The sequence below is a fragment of the Caldicellulosiruptoraceae bacterium PP1 genome (assembly GCA_041320695.1).
In the GTDB taxonomy this organism is placed as follows: Bacteria; Bacillota; Thermoanaerobacteria; order Caldicellulosiruptorales; family Caldicellulosiruptoraceae; genus JBGGOQ01.
The window spans coordinates 270014-290973 of sequence record JBGGOQ010000003.1 but is presented as its reverse complement, the minus strand read 5'-3'; the positions used below and the strand labels follow the sequence as shown (position 1 = coordinate 290973).

Here is a 20960-nt window from a genome sequence, read left to right as displayed (position 1 = left end):
TACGGTATGGCATTGCAGAGAAATGCCATTATGTACACTAAGCTAAATAGCTTGAGTGTATGAGTAAAATCTATAAATATTATAGATAATTTTAGATATTTATAGGTTTTATAGAGCTGGTATTTTTATGCATCTTGCACTTTATAGAAAATATAGACCTCAAGTTTTTGAAGATGTTGTAGCACAGGAGCATATTGTAAAGACACTAAAGAATCAAGTTAAACTCAATAAAATATCACATGCATATATCTTTTTTGGGCCAAGGGGTACAGGTAAGACCTCAACTGCAAAGATTCTTTCCCGTGCAGTAAACTGTCTAAATCCCAAAGATGGTAACCCTTGCAACCAATGCGAAAACTGCAAAAGCATATTAGAAGAAAAAACAATTGATGTAGTAGAGATAGATGCTGCTTCTAATACTGGTGTTGATAATGTTAGGCAAATAAGAGATGAGGTAAGATACCCCCCTTCTAACTGCAAAAAGAAGGTATATATAATAGATGAGGTTCACATGCTTTCAACTGGTGCTTTCAATGCACTTTTAAAAACTCTTGAAGAGCCACCTGAACATGTTATCTTTATTTTGGCAACAACTGATATTCAAAAGGTTCCAGCTACAATACTATCACGCTGCCAAAGGTTTGATTTTAAGAGAATTTCAACAGCTGATATTGCAAAAAGGCTAATCTTTATTTCAAAAAAAGAGAATATAGACATTGATGAAGATGCCATAAACCTTATTTCAAAAAAAGCAGAAGGCGGAATGCGTGATGCTCTAACCATTTTAGAAAGATGCACTATGATGGAAGAAGGTAGGATAACATATCAATTTGTTTCTAACCTACTTGGCATATCAGCAAAAGAGGCAACATACGACTATTTTGATGCAGTTATAAACAAAAATACAGTAAAAGCTCTTGAAATTATAAATAAATTATACCTTGAAGGGTATGATTTGGTTTCATTTGTAGAGGATGCAGTGGAGCTTTTACGAAACTCACTTGTAATAAGGCTTGGAGCAAGCCAAGAGATACTTGATTTAATGGAAGATGAAAAGAAAAAGGTTCAAAACTTTGCTAATCTATTTGAAACATCAAGGCTTGTATCAATGCTAAAAACCTTTGTTGATTTATCCAACCAACTAAAATGGTCTCGATACCAAAAGGTTCAGATAGAGCTTGTAACAATTAGGCTTATAGAATCAAGACTCGATTATACTTTAGAGGGCTTAATGGAAAGAGTAAGAAAGCTTGAAAAGAAACTGGAAAATCAAAACTTAGAAATAACACCAGAAATATTACAAAAGTTAGAAAATCAAAAAAAGGTATCAAAAAAAGAAGAAAAAAGTGGTATAATAGATAAAAAAGAAAATGAACAAAAAGAAGAAAATAAAAATAAAATCTCGGACTTAAAAACAATACTTGATAGATGGGAAGAGATAAAAGAGGCTATAAAAGAAGAAAAGCCAGGTATTTATGAGGTTTTAAACGAAGGGATAGTTAAAATAAAAGATGCCTTAATAATACAGTTTTCAGAAGAGTTTAGCCTTTATACCACATTGGTTGAAAATAACAAGGATTACATCAAATCAGTGATTATGAAACTTACTAATAAAGAGTGTGAAATAAAAGCAGATATCTATAAAGAAGATGGTGAAATACAACAAGAGAAAACCCAAGAGGATACAATAGAATTACTCAGTAAACTATTCCCTGGTGTGGATATAGAGGTGAAGGAGTAAATATTTGTGAACATATCGACAAAAAACGACAGAAAAGGGCTTGATGATTTGTAGAAAAATAAATAAAATTGAACATAGACTGTTAAAAAAGAAGGTAGATTTTATGAAAAGAGCATTGATAACTGGTATAACTGGACAAGATGGTGCTTATTTGGCTGAATTTTTATTGAATAAAGGATATGAAGTACATGGTATAAAAAGGAGAGCATCATTATTTAACACTCAGAGAATTGATCATTTATATAAAGATCCTCATGATAGTGATAATAAATTTTATCTACATTATGGTGATTTGACTGATTCAACAAATTTAATTAGGATAATTCAAGAGATTCAACCAGATGAGATATATAACTTAGCAGCACAAAGTCATGTTAAAGTTTCATTTGAAACTCCAGAATATACAGCAAATGCTGATGCTCTGGGAACTTTGAGATTACTTGAAGCAATAAGGATATTAAAATTAGAAGATAAAACAAGATTCTATCAAGCATCAACAAGTGAGTTATTTGGCAAAGTACAAGAAATACCACAAAAAGAAACAACTCCATTCTATCCAAGAAGTCCATATGCAGCAGCAAAATTATATGCTTATTGGATTACTGTAAATTACAGAGAAGCATATAAAATGTATGCATGCAATGGGATACTATTCAATCATGAATCACCACTCAGAGGAGAAACTTTTGTAACACGTAAAATTACACGTGCTGTTGCAAGAATAAAATTAGGAATGCAAGAAAAACTATATCTTGGTAATCTTGATGCAAAACGTGATTGGGGTTATGCTAAAGATTATGTTGAAGCTATGTGGCTAATATTAAATCAAAATGAACCTGATGATTATGTTATTGCAACTGGTGAAACTCATACAGTAAGAGAATTTGTTGTAAAAGCATTCGAAATGATTGATATACATATTGAATGGATTGGTAAAAATGAAAATGAAAAAGGTATTGATGTTAATACAGGAAAAGTGTTAGTAGAAGTTGATCCACGTTATTATCGTCCAACTGAGGTTGATATACTTTTGGGTGATCCTACAAAAGCAAAACAAAAACTTGGTTGGGAGCCAAAAGTTACATTTAATGAGTTAGTGAAAATAATGGTAGAAGAGGATATAAAAGAGGTAAAAAAAGATTATTATTGTAAGAAAAATGGATTTTATGTCTATTATAATGATATATAAGAATGGAGGTAAATTAGTTTGAATAAAGATGAAAAAATTTATATTGCAGGGCATAAAGGTTTAGCTGGTTCGGCAATTTTAAGAAAACTTCAAAATCAGGGGTATAAAAATATTATTTATAAATCTCATCAGGAATTAGATTTAACTCAACAACATCTTGTAGATAAATTTTTTGAAATAGAAAGACCAAATTATGTTATTCTAGCAGCGGCAAAAGTAGGAGGGATATATGCTAATAATATTTATCCGGCGGAGTTTATTTATAATAATCTAATGATTGAATGTAATGTTATACATAGTGCTTATAGATATGGTGTAATGAAATTATTATTTTTAGCAAGTTCATGTATATATCCTAAAAATGTACCTCAACCAATAAAAGAAGAATATCTTTTGTATAATTATCTTGATTCAAACCATGAAGCTTATGCAATTGCAAAAATTGCTGGAATAAAGCTTTGTCAGTATTATAAAAAACAGTATGGAGTAAATTTTATTAGTTGTGTACCAACAAATTTATATGGCCCTAATGATAATTTTGATTTGAAAAATTCACATGTTATTCCTGCACTTATTAGAAAATTTCATGATGCTAAAATTAATAATGCCCCATATGTTGAAGTATGGGGAACTGGCAAACCTATGAGAGAAATTATTCATGTAGATGATTTAGCAGATGCATGCTTATTTTTAATGAATAATTATGATGGTGATATGTGGATAAATGTAGGTAGTGGAGAAGAGGTTTCAATTGCAGAACTTGCTAATATTATTAAAGAAGTTATAGGTTATAAAGGTGAAATTGTATTTAATACAAATTATCCTGATGGTCCATATAGAAAATTATTAGATATTAATAAATTGACAAAATTAGGTTGGCAAAAAAAAATAAATTTAGTTGATGGACTTAAATCTACATATGAATGGTATTGTAATAATATAAAAAATGTTTGAAAATGAGAGATGATTGTTGAGATGAAAAATAAATTAAATATTTTGATTGTACATAATTATTATCAAATTAAAGGTGGAGAAGATGTTGTTGTTAATAATGAAGCTCTTATGTTAAAAAAAAGAGGACATAATGTATTTTTTTATGAGCGTTTTAATAAAGAAATTGTAGAGTATGGTATGATAAAAAAAATTAAGCTTTTCTTAAATACAATATTTTCTATTAAGACTTATAAAGAAATTAAAAATATAATTAAAAAAAATAATATAGATATTGTACATGTTCATAATACATTGCCATTAATTAGTTCTTCAGTATATTGGGCATCTAAAAAAATGAACGTACCAGTAATACAAACACTTCATAATTATAGATTTGTATGTCCTAATGCTATACTGTTTAGAAATGATAATATATGCGAAGATTGTTTAAATAAAAATATTTTACAAGCATTAAAATATAAATGTTATAGAAATTCATTTATAGCAACATTATCGATAATAATTACATTATTATTAAATTCATTTATTAAATCATATGATAAAGTTAATGCTTATATTCTATTAACACCTTTTATGAAAGATAAATTACATAATTTTTTAGATAAAAAAAGAGTATTTATAAAACCCAATTTTGTTCCAGATGAATTTATAAATAAAATTAATGAACATATAGATGGAGTAAGTATTAAAAAAGATCAAAGTTATTGTGTTTACGCTGGAAGATTAGATAAATCTAAGGGAATACTTATGCTTATTGATATGTGGGAAAATATAAAAGATTTGAATCTTTATATTTTTGGAGATGGACCTGAAACTAGTACTATTAAAGAAAAAATAAAAGATAAAACAAATATAAAGTATTTTGGAGCAGTATCTCAAGAAATTTTATTTAGGTACATTCATTATTCATTAGCAGTTATTTTTCCTTCAAAATGGTATGAGTGTTTTCCTATGATAATTGTTGAGTCACTTGCGTTAAAAAAAATAGTTATTATTTATGATAATAAGAACATAAATAATATCATAAAAAATGGTTTCAATGGATTTATATTTAAAAACTCTTTAGAATTAAGAAACATTTTAAATTTTATTAAAAATAATAATGAGAAATATTTAAAAATATGTGAAAATGCTTATAATGAATATATTAATAAATATAATGAAAATAAAAATTATGATTTTCTTATAAATATTTATTATAAATTAATGGAGGAAAATAATGGAAAAATATAAGATATTGCAGACTGAAATAAATTTTTTTTCTTGGCATGAATTATTAAAAGTAATTGAAAACAATCTACAAAATCTAAAAGGTAAATATATTTGTATTTGTAGTGTTCATCCGACAGTAATAGCTTATGAAAATCAATATTATAGAAATGTTCAAAATAATGCAATTTATAGATTACCAGATGGTATGCCACTTGTATATATAGCAAAAAAAAATAAAATCAATTCAGAAAGGATTACAGGTCCTGATTTAATGAGTAAGATATTTGAGATATCTGATAAAGCAGGATATACTCATTATTTTTATGGTAGTACAAATGAAATATTGAATAGCATGAAAAACAATTTATTAAAAATATACCCAAATTTAAAAATATTAGGTATGTATTCACCTCCTTTTCGAAAATTATCATATAAAGAAGATGTCGATATAATAAAAGAAATAAATAAGTTAAATCCAGATTTTGTATGGATTGGACTCGGTGTACCTAAACAGGAAATTTGGATGTATGAGCATAAAGATAAAATAAATTCATTAATGATTGGTGTAGGGGCAGGTTTTGATTATTTTGCAGGGAGAATTAAAAGAGCTCCCAAATGGATGCAAAAAGTTTGTTTAGAATGGTTATTTAGGTTAATACAAGAACCTAGAAGATTATGGAAAAGATATGTTATTACAAATGCTAAATTTCTGTTATATTTAGCTTTAACAGATAAAAAATATTAATTAAATATTATGTAAATAATAAAAATAAATTAAATGAGAATTTTAATTTTGAAATAATGTGAGGATTGAAATGAAAAATATACTAATTAAAGAAGGTTGGTATGATAAAAAAATAATTTATTACTTGATATTATTGTATTTAATATTTTGTAGTGCAGGTTTATTTATTGTAAATGATAGTACAAAAACAAATAACTATAGCACTTATTTACAGTTATTTAATGCAATATTATATTTTATTAGTATTATAATTATATATAATAAAAGGAAATATACATATTTAATAATAAAAAATAATTTAAATTTTTATTTAATTTTTTTATTTATGTTAATTATTTTATTAAGCTTTTTATGGTCAGGAAATCCAATTTTAACATTAAGAAAAAGTATTGCAATGTTAGGTACTACATTGGTATTTATTAGTATATTTTTATTATATATGGATGATATTTTTAAATTAATTTATAAGTCGATATATATAACAATGTTATTATCTTTAGTTTATGCTATTTTTCTTCCCAATATAGCATATTTGAAAGATCCAAGAGGCATCTTTTTAAAAGGTATATTTTGGCATAAAAATCAATTTGCATATATAGCTGGTTTATTTCTAGTTATGAATTTAATTCATTTTTGTTTTAATAAAAAGAATAAAATAATTAATATTTTATTAATTATTTTATCAATTATTTTTTTGAATAATGCTGGTTGTGTAGGTGCTGTTTTAGCTACATTTATATCAATAATAATTTTCTTAATTATTTATAACTATAATAAAATTTTAAATAAAAATGTGAAATTAATTTTTATAATGTTCAGCTTTATAGTATTTTTTACTATACCTATAATTGCTTTTATATCATATTCTTTATCAAATGATAATAATATTTTTAATTTAATTGGTCGTGATGATACTTTAACGGGACGTAGTTTAATTTGGAAAGCTTTTATAATTTATTCTTTTAAAGAAAAACCAATACTTGGATATGGATTTGAATCTAATGATTTATTATCTGTAATAGGAATTAATAATTTAATAAGTTTGGCTGGTTTTATACCTTCACATTTACATAATTCTTTTTTAGATGTATTATTTAATTTAGGGTTAATAGGTTTAATTATATTTATCTTTATCTTTATTAGTAGTATATATAATCAAGTAATAAATATAAAATTTATTATTTATAATTATAAAAAAAATGTTAAGGATTATATATATTTTAAAAATTTAATATTATGTTTAATTATTTTAATATTCATATTAATAAGAAGTATATTAGAAACGCCTATAATGAAATATAATAGTTTTTGGTGGATAATTTTTGGCCTTATTAATATGTATAATATTTATTATAAAAATATTATTAAAAAACTATGATCTAAATAAAATAAAAATAGATATATTATTAATTTATATTTGAAGAATTATGAAATATTAGTTTATAGATTAATAAACCTTTATTATTGTGAGTTGTTTTTTAAAAATATTAAAAAAATTAAAGCGAATAAATCATTATTTAAGTGTGGTGCGTATTATGAAAATAGCATATTTATTTAAATATAATTTTAATCTTGGAGAATTATCTGTATTAAAAAAAATAATATCTCAAATTAATGCATTAAGAGATAATAATATAGAAATAACTTTATTTATAATTAGCGAAGAAATTGGGATTAAAGAATTTGCTTTTAATAATAAAATAATAAGAGATGAAATTTATAAATATATAAAAAATAATATAAATTTTGAACCCCAAAATATCATTATAAGAATATTTAAAATTAGATATTTAATAAAAGAAATTATTAAAAAATTAAAATTATTTAAACCTAATGTTATATATTTAAGAGACTGTGGATTCCAACTAAATTTACATAAAAAATTAAGTGAAATAGCACCGTTATTTGTAGAAATACAAACAAAATTTTTAGATGAATTATCATTACATAAAAATATAAAATATTATTGTGAAAAGATTTTAAAAAGAAAATATCTTTATTACGCAAATGGGCTTATATGTATTACGAATGAAATTGGAGAGTATGAATCAAAATTTAATAATAAACCTTTTTTTGTACTAGGTAATGGTATTGATAATGATGAAATTTATTTTATTGAAAAAAGAAACAATAATAATCTAATAAATTTGTTATTTATTGGGTCACCTAATCTGCCATGGCATGGAATTGATAGATTAATACACTCTTTTATAAATGCACCTAATAAGCATAAATTTTTTCTTCATATTATAGGATATGATAATATAGGAATTAGTGATAATAATATAAAATGCTATGGATATATTAAAGATAGAAATTATATAGATGATATTTTCAAAAAATGTGATATTGGGATTGGAACATTAGCCTTATTTAGAAATAATATGAATCAAGCAGCAACTTTAAAAGTAAGAGAATATTTAGCAAAAGGGTTACCTGTGGCAATTGGATATTATGATGTAGATTTAAATAATGAAATATTTGTATTTAATATACCAAATGATAATAGTGATATAAATTTTTTAGAGTTGGAAAATTTTTATTCTAAAATTGGAAAAAATTATAGAGAAAATTATAATGGACTTAATACAACTATTTATGCAATGGAAAATTTAAATTGGACTAAAAAAATGAAGAATGTAATTGAATTTATAAATAAAAATATAAATAATAAAGAATCTTAATATAAATATTTGAATTTTAGATTAAAAAATGCACGTCGGAGGATAATTATGAGAATTTGTACAATATTAGGTGCAAGACCGCAATTTATTAAAGCTGCTATATTATCTAGAAAAATAAGAAAATATTATAATGAAGTAATTATACATACAGGACAACATTATGATTATTATATGTCTGATATATTTTTTGAAGAACTACAAATACCACAACCTGAAATTAATTTAGGTGTACAAGCTGATTTTCAAGGCAGACAAATCGGTGAAATGATAATAAAATTAGAAGAAGCACTGATAGAACAAAAGCCAAATATGGTTTTAATTTACGGTGATACTAATTCTACTTTAGCAGCGGCAATTGCTTCATCAAAGTTAAATATTCCAATATTGCATATTGAAGCAGGATTGAGGAGTTATAACAAAAATATGACAGAAGAACAAAACAGAGTTATTACTGATCATCTTTCATCATTATTGTTTGTACCAACAGAAAATGCATTAGAAAATTTAAAAAAAGAAAATATATTTGATGGTGTTTATTGGGTTGGTGATGTAATGTATGATAATATAATTCATTTTATTAAATATGTTGCAGATAATAATATTTTATTGCAGAAATTTAATATTAATAATGAATATGTATTAGCTACAATACATAGAGCTGAAAATACTAATAACTATGAAAATTTAAAAAATATTGTAGAAGCATTTAATGAGTATGAAGGGTTAATTGTATTACCTTTGCATCCAAGAACAGCTAGATATTTAAATAAATATAATTTAAAATTTAATAATAATGTTTTAATACTTGAGCCAGTAAGTTACTTTGAAATGTTATTTTTAGAATATAATGCTAAGATTATAGCTACTGATAGCGGTGGAATACAAAAGGAAGCTTTTTTTCTAAAAAAACCTTGTATTACATTAAGAAATGAAACAGAATGGATAGAAACATTAAATGATGGATGGAACATATTGGTTGGTGCTAATAAAGAAAAAATATTAAAATTTCTTTATTGTATAAAGAAACCATTAAAGCAAAAGGATTATTTTGGTAGTGGTAATGCTACTGATAAAATAATTGAAATTATTATTAATGAAGAGCCAAAAATGTATAATAATGGATAAAGCGAATATTAATAGAGCTTATTTTAAAATATTTGAAATATTTAAGTGCAAAACATAAAAGAAGAAATTATTCAAATGTAAAATATTATAACCAATAAAATGGTTATACAACAAAAATAAGAATTCTATTTATTTATGCCATTATATAAAAAAGCAAAATTGAAGATGAAATAGTATATCTTAATGAGGCAATGATATATAGAAATTGTAAAAATATAAAATCGATTGTTTAGTAAATATATATTAACAGATTGTAAAAGTAGACTTCTACTGAATATAACAATATATTAGCCAATATAAATGATAGCATAAATGTGTAATAACATTAATAAAAGAACTGTTATTAAAAACGAATTGTAATAATAATTCATACAATATTATGTGCTTTAGTAGATCAAATGATGAATATTAATTAAATACAAAAAAGACATAGTGTTTAATAATAATAGAAGAAATGGGGAATTATAGTAGATATATAATGAAAAAAACTAAATAGAAAGATAAATATTTGATTTAAAGAATATCTTAATACTGATAATATTAGAGCAATCGGTAGAATCAAAAATGAATTTTTTATTAAGTTTAATGAAATATTAAATTTTATAAATATATTTAGTCATAATGCACATTAATAAGCATAAAAGGGAATTGTTAATTTTGTATTTTTAATATAAGAATATTTCTACAAGAGAGGATATTTTAATGTCCAAGAAAGTTGTAATATTATGTGACTTATTTCCATACACAAATAAAGAGTCTTTTTTAGAAACAGAAATTAAATTTTATAATACTGATGTATACATATTTCCATTGAATGCAAATATTCATATGCCAAAAAGAAATATACCTAATAATGTTACTGTGTTTTGCCCAACATATTTATCAAAAAATATTAAATTAATAAAAAAAACAATGGGTTATATATTAGCTGTTTTTAAAAAGGATACTATAATTGAAATGATTAATCTTATTAAAAATAATAAACTTAAAATAGTTACGATAAAGAAATTATTAAATTTTGTATATAATGGTTATAAAAATTATAAATGGATCAAAAAAGTATTGTTGGATATTGGTATAAATAAAAATGATGAAATAGTTTTTTATTCATATTGGATGTATTATCATGCCTATTCTGCTATTTTACTTAATATATATTTTCAAAATTCAAAAGTATATTCAAGAAGTCATGGATATGATTTATATGAATATAGACATAAATATAATTACATTCCTTTTAGAGATTTTATATTAAATAATATTGATGGTGTATTTACTATTTCAAATGATGGTGAAAATTATTTAAAAAAGAGATATCCAAATTTAAAAGAAAAAATTACTGTTGCTCGTTTAGGAACATTAGATTATGGCTTTAAAGAATATATAGATAAAAAAGATTTTAAAATTGTTTCATGTTCATGGGTAGTAGCAGTAAAAAGAATAAATATAATTATTGATGCTCTTTCATTAATTGATGATATTAAAATTACATGGATACATTATGGCGATGGTGAATTATTTAATGAAATTAAGCAATATGCTGAAATAAAGTTAAAAAATAAAAATAATATTACCTATATTTTCAAAGGTGCTATTCCTAATAATGAAATATTAAAAGATTATTTTAACAATGATTATAATTTATTTATAAATGTTAGTGAATCAGAAGGAATACCAGTATCAATAATGGAAGCTTTATCATTTGGTATACCTGTAATAGCAACCGATGTAGGAGGTACTAGAGAAATAATTCAAAATAATAAATGTGGATTTTTATTAAGTCCAAATATTATATTATATGACCTAATTAAATATATTAAAAAAATTTATTATATGGATGATATTGAATATAATAACATGAGAAATATATGTAGACAATTATGGAAAGAAAATTATTTTGCAGAATACAATTACAAGAAATTTATTAATATTTTACTAAGTTAATTGAGTTTTAAATTAATGATTTAAAACATTTAAATAACTAAAATCATTAATTTTTAAATTTTATTTTCATTGGTTAATGATGGGCTCAATTATATTAAGAATACTAGATTATGAATGATCTAATGATTTATAAACCAGTATTTACAAAAATACACTCATATAAATACTGGTTTATTTATTTTCCCTTGACTAATTATGTTAATTTGTATAAAATAATAAAGTAAAATATTACTAATATCAGCATTGAATAGCTAAATAATTTAACATTATGTAATAAATGATAATTAATGAAAAATATGAAATGTAATATAGAAAAATGTTGTATTTTGTCGAAATGGTTTAGGGGGGGGAGGTTTTTCTATGATTTATCGGCGTAATGCTTTATTATTAGATGTTTTTAGTGTTATGTTAGCCTATCTTTTAGGTATAACACTTAAGTTTAAATCAAGTTTTAATCTCCCATTGGAATATTGCTCGACTTTGCTAGTAATTTTATTCTTAGATATTTTCTATTTATACATAAAAGGGCTTTATCATAATGATTTTAATACAATTCTAAAAGATTTAAGATATTATATAGAAGCATTTGCATTTTCAATATCAATTTATTTATTAATATCATTCTTTTTAAAGATAAGTGGATTTTCGCGTCTGCTTATGATATACATAATATTTTTTGGATTGTTGTTCCAAATTATTGGCAAATCAATGCTTTTATTATTTCAAAAATATGAATACAAAAAGGGCAACAATTTATCAAATTTGCTTATAATAGGTGACGTAAATTTAATTTCAAATAGTTTATTACAAAAATTAAATAATTATGAATTAGGTTATAAGGTAATAGGATATGTAAGCAATGATATAGATAATAATGCTTATTTTAGCTATTTGGGTAATATAAAAAATATTAATGAAATCTTAGAGAATGAAAAAATAAAAGCTGTAATAATAACTCAGAAAAAACATATAAAGCCAATTTTAAATTACTGTATAAATAATTATATAAAGATTTTATCGTTAGAAAGTTTTGTAGGTTATGGATATCCATTTGATGTTGATATTATTGGTGATGCTGTTTTGTTTAAAATAAAAGATATATTTACAAATACACCAGGGGGACGTTTTAAACGAATTGTTGATTTTTCAATAAGCTTTATAGCTTTATTAATAACATCACCTTTATTTTTATTAATTTCTATACTTATTAAACTCGATTCAAAAGGCCCAATATTTTTTGTACAAGATAGAGTAGGCATTAATGGTGAGACTTTCAAATGCATAAAGTTTAGAACAATGGTAATAAATGCTGAAGAGATTCTTATGAAGTGGTTTGAAGAGAATCCCGAGATTAAAGAGGAATATGAAAAATCACACAAACTAAAAGATGACCCCAGAATAACAAGGATGGGAAAATTATTAAGATTAACCAGTTTAGATGAGCTACCACAATTAATTAATGTCCTCAAAGGTGAAATGAGCATAGTAGGACCAAGGCCATATATGGTTAGAGAAATACCAGATTGTGAAGGATATGAAGGTTTACTTTGGCGGGTTCATCCTGGTATAACAGGTTTGTGGCAAATTAGTGGAAGAGCTAATACAGATTTTTCTCATAGGCTAAAAATGGACATGCAGTATGTACTTAATTGGAGCTTTTGGCTTGACATTGTAATTCTCTTTAAAACAATTCCAGCAGTATTAAAACGAGATGGAGCATATTAATAGACTATAGGAGACGTGCTATAATAATGAAACAAAACAAAAGAAATTTACTTATTATTTCCTGGATTTTGGTTTTCCTCTGGATGGTACTAATATTCTACCTATCATCCCAACCCTCTGTTGAATCAAATAACCTAAGCAAAAAAACTACAAAGGCTATTATAAAGATAGTTGAAAATAAAGATGTTAAAAATAAAAATATATATATAGATAAAAAGGTTATACATCTTAATGATATTGTTCGGGATTATGCTCATTTTTTTCTGTATTTAATTTTGAGCATACTTTTATGTAATGCCTTATTTTTGAGTAATAAAAAAATTTTGTATATTAGCATATTATCAATTTTAATAAGCCTTCTTTACTCAATCACCGATGAAATTCATCAAATATTTGTCCCAGGCAGAGGAAGTCAAATACAAGATGTACTAATAGATGTATCTGGGGCCTTTTTAGGTGCAATTATATATATTTTGTTTATAAACATATTTAAAAAAGTAAAAACATTTTATATTCATAAAATATTGTAACAATTATCACTTTAAAATTGCTTTTATAATCTAATAGTAATAAAAGCTATCTCTATAAATAGGGATAGCTTTTAGCTTATAATGGGAAAAATAAGACAATTACTTATAAAATCAATTTAACAGTAATATAAACAATAATATCACTAAAACAATATAGTAATCCTAATATACCAAAATATTGACAAATATACATTTAAAATTATATAATAATGCAAAATGTATTGATAAAATATGCAATAAAGGAGTAGGGGAGGTAATATTATTGAAAAGAAAAATGCAAAAGATTTTTAGTATGTTTCTATTGTTTATTTTTTGTATTAATATTTTTATCCCAAGTGTTTTTGCAAGCTTTTCTGACACAAAAGGACATTGGGCTGAAAGTGCTATTGAGAATTTGACAAAATCTAAAATTATCAATGGATATCCAGATAATACATTTAAACCACAAAAGTCAATTACAAGGATAGAATTTGCTAGTATAATTAATTCAATATTTAAGTTTAATCAAGTATCAAACATTTCTTTCAAAGACGTTTCAAGCAATGACTGGTTCTATAATCAAGTTAAAATAGCTGCAAATTATATGAATGGCTATTCTGATAATACTTTTAGGCCAAATAAAGCTATCACAAGACAAGAGGCTGTCACAATTCTCAAAAAAGTCTTTGACCTTGAATCAACTAATAATAAAAACATTGCATTTAAAGATGAAAATCAAATTGCAAACTATGCTAAAGATGCAGTAAATACTTTAGTAACCTTTAATTACATACAAGGTTATAAAGATAACACATTTAGGCCAAATGGAATTTTAACAAGGGCAGAAGCTGTTACCCTTATAAGTAGATTGGTTTCCAAAATATATAATAATAAAGGAAGCTTTAATAAAGAAACAATTAATGGCAATGCAATTGTTAATACACCTGATGTTGAACTAAAAGATATTATTGTAAAAGGCAATTTATACATTACAGAGGGTGTAGGTGAAGGAACAGTTACATTAGATGGTGTTACTGTAGATGGTAAATTATTTGTTGCAGGTGGCGGACAAAATAGTATACATTTAAAAAATTCAAAAATAAATGAAATTAAAGTTGCTAAACAACAATCTTCAGTTAGATTAGTTGCAGAAGGAAATACAGTTATTCAAAAGGCTATTGTTGTCTCTAATGCTAAAATAGAAGATAATTCAAATTCAAATGGCTTTAAATCAATTGTTATAGAAAATACATCAAAAGAGATAAAACTTGAGCTAAAAGGATATATAGATAATGTAAGTATTAACGGGAATGCTAATGTTGTAGTATCCCAAGATAGCAAAATTACCAAATTAGAATCAAATTCTGAAAAATCAAAACTTGAGATAAATGGTCAAGTCGATGAAATAAATATTTCAAAAGCTGACAATATTGTAATCAATGAAAATGCAGAAATAAAAACATTAAACGTTAAATCAGATAATTCAAAATTAGATATTCAAGGTAAGGTTGAAAAAGCATTAATCGAAAATGCAAAAGAGGTAAATATATCAAAACAAGCAAATTTAAAAGAATTGGTGGTAAAGAATTCAGATACAGATATAAAGGCTGCTGGTACAATAGAAAAGATTGTTGCTGAAGCCCCAACAATTAAAATAAATAATCAAGTTGTAAAAAATACAGATAATATTGAGATAAAGAATGGTAGCATAGCACAAGTTAATAATTCAACAAATGACACAAGCAATACAAATACTTCAACCCAACAGAATAATACAGCCCAAAGTACTAATACAGGAACAAATACCACTACAACAACCATAAGTAATACCAATACATCAACCAGCACTAATAATACTGCAAATAATAATACAAACACAGGTAGTTCTGTAAATAACAATAATACAAATAATAGTAACACAAACACAAATACTAACACTAACAATAACAACAATACAAATAATAATTCAAATGATAACAGTAATACAGGTAGCAATAATAACAATAATACAAATAACAACAATAATTCAAATGGCAATGACAATTCCAATAACAATAGCAATGAAAATAACACTAACATAACTGATATAGTTGTAGCTAATGTTTATGTAGATAACAAAATAATATCAACAGGTAAGGATAACATAATAAAAGTACTTGTAAAAAATAGTCAAAATCAACCACTAAAAGATAAACAAGTTACAATTTTAGATAAAACTTATAAAACAGATGACCAAGGATATGCTGCATTTAACATAAATGTTAATCAATCACAAGAAATTGTTATAAAAGTTGATGGGAAAGATTATTATGGATTATTGTATTCTATTAAAGATACTGAAAGTGTATTAGATGTTTATCTAAATGATTTAAATAATAAATTGGTTGATGAATATAAATTAGAAATTGTTAATTTAGAAAATGGGAATCATCAAGTTATTGATAGCAATAAAAATAATAATGGAAAAACAACTGTTATTATACCTGTTGGTAAAAAATATAATATTTTATTGACTGCTCAAAAAGATAATTATTCTTACTACATCACAAAGGCTATTGAGGCTAATGGCGGTTATCAAGAGCTAAAAATAGATGCAAATGATTATAGTCAAGTTGTATTCAATTTAACATATAATGATAATTCATTAAATAATGCTGATGTGTATATTGAAGATAATAATTATATTAACTTATTTGAGAATTCTTATATAGGCAAAACAAATGATAGTGGAAAACTTACTGTAATTGCATCAGAAGGTATATATAATCTTTTAGCTACAATGCAAATTAACTCAAAGCCAGCATATTTTATAAAAGAAAATATTTCTTTAAAAGATAATAATTCTGTTACTCAAAATTGGCAAAATATATTAGAAACAAGCTTTAAAGTTATTGGTAAAGATATAAATTTGAATAGTGAAGACCAAGTAGATATTAATATTAATGGTAAATATACAATAAATGTTGATAATGATAAATCAATATATATTACTGATGGTTCTTACAAGATAAATGAATTTTTCATAACCAAAAAATACAATGACTCATATATAACATACAAATATACACCAATAAAAAGTCAAATTGTATTTAATGCAGGACAAAATGTTGATATACCAATAACCCTTGGAAACAAAATAAATGCCAATATATTTGATCAAAATAATACAATTGCAGTAAAGTTAAAACCAAATAATGTTTATAATTTTACAGTTGAGTTTTATACAGATAATGAATATGAGGTTCTTATATACGCAAATGATGAAGAAACAATAAAAGACTTTATTCCACAGATTTCATTAAAAGATCAAAATAAACAAGAAAAAGAATTACAGGTATTAAATTTTGAATACAATTTAGGTATGTTTAAGGGACAATTATATATTCCAGAAAATATCCAAAATGGAGACTATGATTTTACATTAGGAATATATATGGGACCTTTATATAATGATACTATGTTTTTTGCATATGCACCTGTAAACATTGATGATGGTATATCAAATACTGTAGTTGCAACAGAAGTATATAATGTTGATATGCTATATAACTTTTTAGCTCATGATATATATTATAATCTAAATGAAGAATATAACTTTATTACTCTTTATGATTCTATTAATTTTGATAATGTAAATGAAGTTATGGCAGGTATTAATGATAGATTGCTAAAAGAATATCCTGCAATATCTGATTTTGGTTATGATGGATTTGAATATAAAATATCAAGGCTCCAGAACAATAAATATCTGTTAGCTATAAAAGTTAAGTATATTTTTAACAAAGAAGAAAGGTTAGCCAGAAGACAACAATTAGAAAATGCTATAAATGAGTTTATTAATAAATACCTTAATAATCCTTCTATTACAGATGATCATGATAAGGTATTAGCAATACACGATGGATTAATTAAAGAAGTAAGTTATGATTGGGAAGGATATAATAACAATAATATTTCATATGATTCATATACAGCATATGGGGCACTTGTTAACAAAAAGGCAGTATGCGAAGGTATTGCAAAAGCAGCAAGTTTGATTTTTAACCGTTTAGGAATACAAAACATCATAATTTATGGCCAAGCAACTAATGGTAATACTACAGATACTCATGCATGGAATGCAGTGAAAATAGATGACAGTTGGTATCATGTTGATATTACATTTGATAATTTAGACCAAAACGAAGATATAGAAATACCAAGAAATTATATATTCTTAACCGATGATGAAATAAGTGTTGACCACACTTGGAACAAAGATGAATATGGTATTGTATGTAATAATGATAAATATTCTTTTGTTCCAGAAGTGATAGCAGACCCATATTTAATAAATTATTATCAAACTTCTTATAATATTAAATTTAAACTTATTAATTCCAAAACAAAAGAGCCAATTGCTAATGAACAAATAGAAATATTAGGTACAACATACACTACTAATCAAAATGGAGAAGTTGAAGTAACATTAGATAGAGGCAAGTTAGAACTTGGTGAAAATAAAATAACTATAAAAGCATGTGGAACAACAATAAATGCTACTATTTATGCATTTAGTGTATACGATGATAATAAAAAGCTATATTTAAAAGTAAAATATCAATCAAACGAAATTGATATTCCTACTGATGTGATAATAAAGGGCAGTGCAATGAATTCTACCAATTCTACTTTTCAATATTTGGATTCATTGAAGAAATATGTAGCAACCATTTATAACTTTGATTTAGGATATAAATATACTATTGATATTATTTCTGATTATGAACGAAGTTCAATTTATGGTATTCAACCACCAGTAAACTATTATATTACAAATCAAGAACTAAATGTTGATGCAAACAATATTCTAACAATAAAAGAAATAAATTTAGATAATTATCCTGTGGTAGATTTTGTTGCAAAAAAGGGTAATAATATTTTAAAGAATGCGGAGATATATTTATCGGAGATATCAAATTTTGATATGCATTTATTAGGTAAAACAGATGATGAAGGTAAAATAAGAATAATTATGTCCCCTGGTACTTACAGAGTTGCAATTAAATATACAGAAGAGAATGTAGAAAGGATTGCAATATTAGACAATATAACCATATCAAATGAGATTGTGCAACAAAAAGAATTAATTCTAAATCCATTAGTTAACATTAGTTTAAATATTTATGGTAATGAACTTGTAATAGATAAATTAAAATCCTTATGGTTTTCAAATAACGGTCAATTCTACTCATTTGATATATTAAATGGTATTGTTATCGAAAGTAATAGTACAGTAAATATAAAAGATATAACAATAAATATGCCAATATATTACAACAATAATTTTTATGAGTATTATATTTATAAAACTTACAATGGTGGCAGTAGTGAATTAGATATTGATTTATCTCAATATAATATAACTGATATAGAATTCTATATTTCTAATATAGCATCATTTTTAAGGGACAATATTCCAACTGGAAGTAAAATTGGATCAATTTCTGTTGCATTATTTAATAGCATGAATGATAAAATAACAACATCTTGCAAGTATAATTCATTAAAGATAATTGATAAAGAAACTGGGAATATTATATATGAAAATTATAACAATTATAATTGGCAGACTCAGTTAGATATTGATTTTCAAAAATTTACAATTGGTAAAACTTATATTATTGAAATTGAGGGTGATTTTGGACCATTATTTAACTTTACAAAAGTATCAAAGGAATTTACAGTAGTGCAACCAACACAATCAAATAATAATTCAAATTTTGTAATACTTAATTTACCTATAAAATATCAAGGACAATATTTAAATGAAAGTAGATTACAATTAATCAAAAATGCTGGCAATAATACGATGATACCATTTAGTAATACAAGCAGTACTTCAAATATATTTATTTCAAATAATGACTTAATCGCAGGTAATGAATTTTATATTTCACTATTAACAGCTTCAATGCCAAAAGATGAACAAATTTATGTTGAACCTGAAGTGAAATATTTTATTAAAGATGTTAAGATGAATGTTGTTAATGGCTCATTTAATCAAGAATTTAATTTGGATGAACTGCCAACAGTTAATTTTAGCATATTAAAGAATAATACCAAACTATCTAATACAAAATTTTATGTCGCTTATGATTATTTATCCAATGAATCAAATAAAAGAGTTGAATATTATTATTACGGTAAAACTGATGAAAATGGAAATATTACAATAAAAATGACACCCGGAGAATATTATGTAGGTGCCAATGTTAATGTGAATGGAGTGGAGAAGTTTGTTGTATTCAAACCTATTATAGTGTCAAATGAAATGAATCAAACTATTAACTTAGAAGTTTTAGACAATACTAAAGAATTAAATATTAATTTATATAATTTTGACAAAATTAATATTTTATCAACAGGAATTAATGTAAATCAAAATACAAAGAATAACAATTACATTTTTTATTCAAGTAATATTAAATTTAATGTTAATGATTTATCAGATAATAGAGCAATTTTCAATATTAGCGGTATGGATAATAATAATCTTTATTATTATTACTTAAGTAGCAATATAGATTTAAGCAATCAAGAAAATACAATAAATATAGACTTAAATAACTTTATAACAAGCAATCTATCTTATGTAACTTTTTATAATAATGTATTCTATTATACAAGGACTAACGAATTTTATCTTGGAAGTACAATAAGATATATTACTCCACAATTAATTGATCAAACCAACAACTTGAATACTATTAATATTTATCCGCAAAACGCAAGTATAGTAAGAGTAATTGATAAAGAAACAAATAATGTAATATATGAAGACATTTATTACAATAATCAACAGATAGATTTAGATTCAAATTATCAAGTAGGTAAAACATATATACTTGAATTGGAATTATTTGATTTATCCTTAAATAATATAAAGAAGTTTACAACTGAATTTAAGGTAATTAATTATCAGCAATAAATCTAAAATATAGTCCATATAAGCTATCCCCTTTTTAAACAACAGGGGATAGCTTTATTTATATGTAAGTTAATACATTTTTGTAATTGTAAAATCTATTAATCTGTTATATAATAAAAAGAAGTATTAACATTGATTGACAAAAATTTAATTAGCGGGGGA

The 20960-nt window shown here is 24.2% G+C and carries 12 protein-coding genes; all 12 read left to right on the top strand.

Features of this window, described 5'->3' with window-relative positions; translation table 11 throughout:
• Positions 1 to 127: 127 nt before the first annotated feature.
• The 12 genes from dnaX (at position 128) to ACAG39_07215 (ending at position 20798) form a co-directional block, all read left to right on the top strand.
• A complete protein-coding gene (gene dnaX / locus ACAG39_07270) occupies positions 128 to 1741 on the top strand; it encodes a DNA polymerase III subunit gamma/tau (GenBank protein ID MEZ0537041.1) in 1614 nt (537 codons plus the stop codon).
• A gap of 103 nt (positions 1742 to 1844) precedes the next feature.
• Complete coding sequence (gene gmd / locus ACAG39_07265; GenBank protein ID MEZ0537040.1) at positions 1845 to 2930, top strand: GDP-mannose 4,6-dehydratase; 1086 nt, start codon at positions 1845 to 1847, stop codon at positions 2928 to 2930.
• Between the two features lie 18 nt (positions 2931 to 2948).
• Positions 2949 to 3884 (top strand): GDP-L-fucose synthase family protein, encoded by a 936-nt coding sequence (locus ACAG39_07260; protein MEZ0537039.1) that lies wholly within the window; start codon positions 2949 to 2951, stop codon positions 3882 to 3884.
• A 21-nt stretch (positions 3885 to 3905) separates the two neighbouring features.
• Positions 3906 to 5117: a glycosyltransferase family 4 protein gene (locus tag ACAG39_07255; protein MEZ0537038.1), complete on the top strand. Its 1212-nt coding sequence runs from the start codon at positions 3906 to 3908 to the stop codon at positions 5115 to 5117.
• Entirely contained in the window at positions 5104 to 5841 is a 738-nt protein-coding gene (locus tag ACAG39_07250; GenBank protein MEZ0537037.1) for a WecB/TagA/CpsF family glycosyltransferase, read from the top strand. Before ACAG39_07255 ends, ACAG39_07250 begins: the two co-directional genes overlap by 14 nt.
• Positions 5842 to 5911: 70 nt before the next feature.
• On the top strand, positions 5912 to 7219 hold the full coding sequence (locus ACAG39_07245) for an O-antigen ligase family protein (protein ID MEZ0537036.1): 1308 nt from the start codon (positions 5912 to 5914) through the stop codon (positions 7217 to 7219).
• 157 nt (positions 7220 to 7376) lie between these two features.
• Positions 7377 to 8525 (top strand): hypothetical protein, encoded by a 1149-nt coding sequence (locus ACAG39_07240; protein ID MEZ0537035.1) that lies wholly within the window; start codon positions 7377 to 7379, stop codon positions 8523 to 8525.
• 48 nt (positions 8526 to 8573) lie between these two features.
• Positions 8574 to 9650 (top strand): non-hydrolyzing UDP-N-acetylglucosamine 2-epimerase, encoded by a 1077-nt coding sequence (wecB, locus tag ACAG39_07235; GenBank protein MEZ0537034.1) that lies wholly within the window; start codon positions 8574 to 8576, stop codon positions 9648 to 9650.
• 702 nt (positions 9651 to 10352) lie between these two features.
• Positions 10353 to 11594 (top strand): glycosyltransferase, encoded by a 1242-nt coding sequence (locus ACAG39_07230; protein ID MEZ0537033.1) that lies wholly within the window; start codon positions 10353 to 10355, stop codon positions 11592 to 11594.
• Positions 11595 to 11954: 360 nt separating this feature from the next.
• On the top strand, positions 11955 to 13319 hold the full coding sequence (locus tag ACAG39_07225; protein ID MEZ0537032.1) for a sugar transferase: 1365 nt from the start codon (positions 11955 to 11957) through the stop codon (positions 13317 to 13319).
• A gap of 26 nt (positions 13320 to 13345) precedes the next feature.
• Positions 13346 to 13849 (top strand): VanZ family protein, encoded by a 504-nt coding sequence (locus ACAG39_07220; protein ID MEZ0537031.1) that lies wholly within the window; start codon positions 13346 to 13348, stop codon positions 13847 to 13849.
• 262 nt (positions 13850 to 14111) lie between these two features.
• Positions 14112 to 20798, top strand: a complete 6687-nt coding sequence (locus ACAG39_07215; protein ID MEZ0537030.1) for an S-layer homology domain-containing protein — start codon at positions 14112 to 14114, stop codon at positions 20796 to 20798.
• The last annotated feature ends 162 nt before the right edge of the window (positions 20799 to 20960 follow it).